This is a genomic window from Haloferax chudinovii (assembly GCF_042663345.1).
Classification (GTDB): Archaea; Halobacteriota; Halobacteria; order Halobacteriales; family Haloferacaceae; genus Haloferax; species Haloferax chudinovii.
Genome location: NZ_JBHTAB010000007.1, coordinates 200322 through 206903, shown reverse-complemented (window position 1 = coordinate 206903; position 6582 = coordinate 200322). Strand labels below are relative to the sequence as shown.

Sequence of the window (6582 nt, the reverse complement as noted above, 5' to 3'; positions counted from 1 at the left end):
GAATCGCCCTGCAATCGCGGTGTGTCGTTCGCATTCATCCGAAATGCCTTGGACCACTTAAGGCCGTCGTATCGTGGCGACCCCCGGGAAGGTGTATCATCCCGGCGAGCGCCTGACGACCTTGGGGTCGGGGCGTTCGGTGGAAGCCGTCGGGGGGAGTACCCCCGTGCGCTTCTTCGCATTAGTCCGAATGGCACGGTTACATAAAAGGTCGTCGAACCGATGGCGCTTCGTCATGCGGTTTCATGGCGGGATTACTCATAAGATGATGACAGACTGTCGGCGAGAACGATGACTCTCGAAGAAACAGGTATCGCGCGACTGGAGGCCGGTCAGTCATCCCGCGCGTCGTACGTTCGGTCTGACCGGGTGTCGGTCGCGCAAGCAGACGCTGGCGGCGCTGTTTGAAAGGCGTATCGACTGCACCTGCTCTACGACCCGAATGGTGCTACGCGTGCGTACGCACGCCGAGAATAATGGCGCATGGCGCCGGTCGCGCTACTCGTCGAGGTGCTCGATACCCCTCTTTGAGACGTTCCCCTTGGTGATTTTTCCCTCCATCCAGCCGGGCTTGTCCTCGGGGGCACTGCTGTTCCACGCCCACGCGTCGAAGATGTGGACCTTGTCGGTCCCCTTCTCGCGGAGTCGAATCTCGACTGCGTCCGACTTCGCCTCGTCCTCGGACCCGGCGGGGTCGAGTCGTCGGGCCGCCTTGAGCGCCGCTTGTCTCGGCATACTGCCGGAAAACACACTCGTCTCTGTACCGTCCTCCTCTCGGAGCACGAAGTTTCGCTTACCGTCCTCGCGTACCATGATTTTCCACCTCTATGGCAATCAACCACATGGCACATGATAAATATATCGCCGGATTTCGACCGACGACGCCGTGTTGCTTATAAACTCGACCGCTTTGCCGGGGGGCCAACCCTCACCGAAGTAGCGACAATTTTCGCTGCGAGATGGTCCGGTTGCGGCGAAAATCACCACTCCACGGGCAGACGGAGACAACACTTATGTATCCCCTGCGGCGAACCAACGGATAGACCCCCAGATGGTCCGGAAAAAGAAGCTCAGTCCGAGTGGCGCCAAAGACGAGAACGGCGAGTACCACAACGTCCACGTCAACCTCCACGAAGACGAACTCGCGGTCGCCGGGATGGAGATCGGCGACGAGGTGTTCGTCCGCGTGCGGGACGGCAAAATCATCATCCAGAAAGCGGACCCAGACCAGGTCGAACACGACTTCTGAGCGCGTGATCCGTATCGTCTCGAACCAAGCCGCCGCCAGCGAGAGGCCCGACAGACAGCAATGAACCCCTACCGACTCGCCAAACCGCTCCTCTTTTCGTTCCCACCGGAGACCGCCCACCGGACCATCCACGGACTGCTCGCGACCGCTCGCGGCACCCCCGCCGAACCGCTCTTGGAACGGCGCTACCGCGTCGACGACTCCCGACTCGCCACGCGCGCGTTCGGCCTCGACTTCCCGAACCCGGTCGGCGTCGCGGCGGGCTTCGATAAAAACGCCGAGATACCCACGGTCCTCTCGGCGCTCGGCTTCGGACACGTCGAGGTCGGCGGCGTCACCGCGGAGCCCCAGCCCGGAAACCCGCGCCCGCGGATGTTCCGCCTCCCGGAAGACGAGGCGCTCATCAACCGCATGGGCCTCAACAACGAGGGCGCGGACGCGGTCGGAGAGCGCCTCGCCGCCGGACCCCATCCAGACATCCCGGTCGGCGTCAACCTCGCGCTCTCGGAGGTGACGCCCACCGAGGAGGCCCCCGAGGACTACCGCTACACCTACGAGCGCGTCGCCGACGGCGCGGACTACTTCGTCGTCAACGTCTCGTGTCCCAACAGCGAGGGGTTCCGCGACCTGCAGAACCGCGACTCCCTCGAAGCGATTCTCGGGACGCTCGTCGACGCCGGTGCCGACCCGCTCCTCGTGAAACTCTCGCCGGACCTCCCGGACCCCGCCGTGGAGGACGCGCTCGAAGTCGTCGACGACCTCGGGCTGGACGGCGTCATCGCCAGCAACACGACCACCTCGCGGCCCGACACCCTGCGGAACCCAAACCGGGCAGAACGCGGCGGCCTCTCCGGGAAGCCCATCGAGGCCGAGGCCACGAACGTGATTCGCTTCATCGCCGAGCGGACCGACGTACCCGTCGTGGGCGTGGGCGGCGTCTCGGACGCCGAAAGCGCCTACCGGAAGATTCGCGCCGGAGCCGAGATGGTCCAACTCTACACGGGCATGATTTACGAGGGCCCGTCCATCGCCCGCGACATCAACCGCGGCCTCCTCGACCTCCTCGACCGCGACGGCTTCGACGACGTGGCCGACGCCGTCGGGTCGGACCTGTAGCGTCGCCCGCGACGACCGCTCACCGCGATAACCGACCGCCCGCGTATCGGTGTCGAACCGAAAACTGATTTTCCGTCCAGTCGCTTGACGAGACGTGCGCCCTCCCTCCACACGTGACTCCGGCGTGCTCGCGGTCCTCGCCTCGAACGTGGTCGCGCCGGTCGGCGTCCTGTTCCTCGGGTGGTCCCCGACCGTGCTCTTCGGCGTGTTCGTCGCCGAAATCGCCGCCGTGCTGTGCTGGACGCTCGTGAAGATACCCTTCGCGGCGAAGCGCCCCAACAACGCCATCGGCGACGGGGACCGGCTGTTCGGCCCGTTGCAGGCCAAGCGAGGGTCAGTTTCGCTCCCCGGCCCCCTCCCGGAGTGCTACCCGCGGAACGTTCCGACGTTCCTCATCGCGGCGTTCTTGCTCGTCCCACTCGAACTCGCCGTCGCCTTCGTCGCCTTCGGCCTGACCGACCCGGTCGTCACCGACGAGGTCGCCGGGCAAATCCTTCTGGGCGGCGTGGGCGTGTTCGTCGGGCGGGGCGTCGAAACGCTCACCGGCTACTTCGCGGCGGGCGGCTACCGCGACCACTCCGCGCGGTCGGTGTTGCTTCCCCCGTTCAAGCTCCTGTTCGCCGTCGGACTGCTGATGTTCGTCTTCGGGCCGTTCGCCGTCGAACTCGAAAACGACGTGTTCCTCGTGGTCCTCGTCGGCCTGAAACTCCTCTACGACTGCCGCGCGCTCCAGCTCGAACGCGCCGACGAAAAGCGGGGCGTCTTCTACCGCCTCTACGGGAGCGAGGAGACCGAGATAGAACCGGTTCCGGTCGAGGAACCGACGGGAGCGCCGACCTATCGAACCACGCCCGCCCGCGCGGTCGCTCTCACCGATGCGGCCTACCAAAGCCTCCGGTACACGGTCACGAGCGGCGTGCTCTGGTGCTACGGCGTCGCCGCCGCGCTCGTCTTCTTCGGCGCGTGGACGCTCGCGCTCGCGCCGCTCGCCCTCGCCGCCGCGCTCGGTACCCTCCGAGGAGTCTCCCGCTATCTCGCCACCGGTCCCGTCGAGTTCCGGAGCTACGGTGACGTACTCGTCTCCCACGACGCGCTGTTGGGTGAGCCCCAAGCCCGCCTCGAACGCGGCGCGGTCACCGACGTCACCGTGTCCACCGACGCCGTCGACCGCCTGTTCGGCACGGAGACGGTACGGTTCGAGACCGGCGTGGACACGAGTCCGGACGTGCAACTCACTGTCCCTGACCCTGCGGAGGTCCGCGACGACGACGCGAACGCGAACCACCCGATGACGGTTCCCCACGTCGAAGACGCGGCCGCGGTGCTGGCCGCCTTCGATGGCGGCGGTGAGACCGAGGCTGAAGCCGAGTCGGAGGCCGAGACGGAAGCTGAGACCGAGGCCGAGGTCGAGACCGAAACACCAGTGTCGAGCCGCGACGACTAACGAGCCGTGGGCTGGGTGACTGGGTACTGAGAAAAGAACGCGAACGAAACCGCCCGGGCGACCGGGCGACCGACTCAGTCGCCGTGCTGGACGATGACGATGGCGTCGCCGGCTTCGAGCATGTCGCCGTCGCCGACGTACTCCCGGGACTCCTCGATGGTGAACATCTCGGGGTCAAGTTCGACGCCCGCGACGTGCATCACGCCGTCTTCGACCTCGTAGTCGTCGCGTTCGAGCGCGGCCTCGATGTCCGGGACCTGCGCGCCGTACTCGGGGCCGACGAGCGAGTAGTCGAGGTCGACGCCGGTGACGACCGACTCGATTTCGGGCTCCTCGTCGAGCAGTTCGAGCTCCTCGATGTGCATGACGCCGCTCACGTCCTCCTCGAAGCCGTGGATATCGCCGTACACCTGCACGAGGTCGACCGAGGCGTTCATCGAGAGCTGGTTGTCGCTTTTGTACTTCCGGAGCGCGCCGACGACGGCCATCGCCGTCTCGCCGGCCGCCACGTCGGCGTCGAGGCCGAGCGGTTCGGGCCACGGTTGGTCGTGGACGCTCGCCTCGTCGTACATGTCGCGCCACAACTCCTCCGTGACGTGCGCGAGGATGGGCGCGAAGCAGGTCAGGAACCGCTTGTGGGCGGTCTGGAGCGTGTACGCCGCCGAGGGGTCGTCGCCCTCGCGGACGCGCTGTTTGGCGATTTCGAGGTAGTCGTCGCAGAACGTGTGCCAGAAGAAACTGCGGAGGCGGTCGCGGGCCTTCGAGAACTCGCGGTTCTCCAGTTTCTCCGTGACGAACTGGAGTTCGCGGTCGAGCGAGGCCAGAAGCCAGCGGTCGATGGCCTTCAGATCGTCGTGGTCGAACGCATCCGGCGCGTCCTCGGTGAGGCTCTCGACGAGCTTCGAGGCGTTCCAGAGCTTCCGCATGAGCTTCTCGCCCGCGACGAGACCCTTCTCTTGGTACGGCAGGTCGTCGCCGACGGCGCTCCCGGCGGCCCAGTAGCGGGCGGCGTCGACCGGGAACTTCTCGAGGACCTCGTCGGGCGAGACGACGTTACCGACTGACTTCGACATCTTCTCACGGTTCTCGTCGAGGACCATCCCGTTTATCATGACGCTGTCGAACGGGACCTCGCCGGTGTGCTCGTAGCATTTAACGACCGTGTGGAACAGCCAAAAGGAGATGATGTCGTGGCCTTGCGGGCGCATGTCGAACGGGTAGAGTTCGGGCCGGTCGAGTTCCATCGCCTCCGTCTCGGGGTTCCAGTCCCAGCCGCCGTTGATGAGGGGCGTGAGCGACGAGGTGGCCCACGTGTCGAACACGTCGTCCTCGGCGGCGAACTCGTCGTGGCCGCACTCGGGACAGGACTCGACCGGCGGGTCGTCAGAGAGCGGGTCGACCGGTAGGTCCTCGCGGTCGGCGACGACGACGTGCTCGCAGTCCTCGCAGTACCAGACGGGGAACGGAATCCCCGACGAGCGCTGTCGCGAGATGGCCCAGTCCCACTGGAGTCCCTCGATCCAGTTCTTGTACCGCGTGAACATCTTCTCGGGGTACCAGTCCATCTGCTCGCCGGCTTCGAGGTACTCCTCGCGCTTGTCGAGCAGTTTGATGTACCACTGGTCTTTGACGAGGAACTCGACGCTCGTGCCGCACCGCTCGTGAACGTTAACCGTGTGCGTGATGGCGCGCTTGTCGAGGAGCGCCCCGGCGTCGTCGAGGTCGGAGACGATGGCCTCCCGCGCCTCGTCGGCGGAGAGCCCGGCGTAGTCGTCGGCCTCCGCGGTCATCGTGCCGGACTCGTCGATGGCGACGCGGAGCGGCAGGTCGTGGGCCTGATACCACTCGATGTCCGTCTGGTCGCCGAAGGTACAGCACATGACGAGGCCCGTCCCCGTTTCGAGGTCGACGCGCTCGTCTTCGAGGATGGGCACCCGCTGGCCGAACAGCGGGACCTCGGCTTCCTGCCCGACGAGGTGCGCGTTGTCGTCGTCGTCGGGATGGACGAAGACGGCGACACACGCCGGAAGGAGTTCGGGACGAGTCGTCGAGATGACGAACGACTCGTCCGAATCTTCGACGCCGAACTCGATGTCGTGGAAGTGCGAGGCCTGTTCGTCGTCTTCGGTCTCGACCTGCGAGATAGCCGTCTCGCACTCGGGACACCAGATGGCGGGCGCGCGCTGGCGGTACTGTCGGCCCTTCTCGTAGAGGTCGATGAAAGAGAGCTGAGAGACGCGCTGGACCTCGGGCGAAATCGTCTGGTACGTCTGGTCCCAGTCGATGGAGATGCCGAGGTTCTGCATCTTCTCCGTGAACTCGCCTTCGTACTCCGCGGTGACCTCGCGGCAGAGCTTCTGGAACTCGCGTCGCTCGTAGTCCTGGTGTTTGATGCCGAGTTCGTCCTCGGTCAGGAGCTCCGAGGCGATGCCGTTGTCGTCGTAGCCGAACGGGAAGTACACCTCGTCGCCGCGCATCCGGTTGAATCGGGCGACGAAGTCCTGGAGGGTGAAGCCGTAGACGTGGCCCCAATGCAAGCTCCCGGACACCGTCGGCGGCGGTGAGTCGATAGAGAAGACGGTGTCGGGGTCTACCGCACGCTCCGGGTACGCGTACAGGTCTTCGTCGACCCACCTCTCTTGCCACTTCGCCTCGACGGTTTCCGGATCGTATTCTCCGCTCGGCATTGCGTTGGCGTACCTACAGCCGGGCGGACTGTTAAACGCCTCGGTTAAGTGCCCGAGGGGACGGAATTCGGCCGCGCGAGCGCCGA

The 6582-nt window shown here is 65.6% G+C and carries 5 protein-coding genes; 3 read left to right on the top strand and 2 right to left on the bottom strand.

All coding sequences use genetic code 11. The annotated features are described in order from the left end of the window. Positions 1–498 precede the first annotated feature (498 nt). Positions 499–813, bottom strand: a complete 315-nt coding sequence (locus ACFQI8_RS13800) for a non-histone chromosomal MC1 family protein (protein ID WP_004968662.1) — start codon at positions 811–813, stop codon at positions 499–501. A gap of 238 nt (positions 814–1051) precedes the next feature. Between ACFQI8_RS13800 and ACFQI8_RS13795 the strand changes: the two genes are divergently transcribed. The 3 genes from ACFQI8_RS13795 (at position 1052) to ACFQI8_RS13785 (ending at position 3809) form a co-directional block, all read left to right on the top strand. After that, positions 1052–1249 (top strand): hypothetical protein, encoded by a 198-nt coding sequence (locus ACFQI8_RS13795; protein WP_004044784.1) that lies wholly within the window; start codon positions 1052–1054, stop codon positions 1247–1249. A gap of 60 nt (positions 1250–1309) precedes the next feature. Beyond that, entirely contained in the window at positions 1310–2365 is a 1056-nt protein-coding gene (locus ACFQI8_RS13790) for a quinone-dependent dihydroorotate dehydrogenase (protein ID WP_390245712.1), read from the top strand. Positions 2366–2459: 94 nt separating this feature from the next. Further along, positions 2460–3809, top strand: a complete 1350-nt coding sequence (locus ACFQI8_RS13785; protein WP_390245710.1) for a DUF6498-containing protein — start codon at positions 2460–2462, stop codon at positions 3807–3809. 74 nt (positions 3810–3883) lie between these two features. Here the strand turns inward: ACFQI8_RS13785 and ACFQI8_RS13780 are convergent, their stop codons facing one another. Continuing rightward, positions 3884–6496 (bottom strand): valine--tRNA ligase, encoded by a 2613-nt coding sequence (locus ACFQI8_RS13780; protein ID WP_390245708.1) that lies wholly within the window; start codon positions 6494–6496, stop codon positions 3884–3886. Positions 6497–6582: the final 86 nt, after the last annotated feature.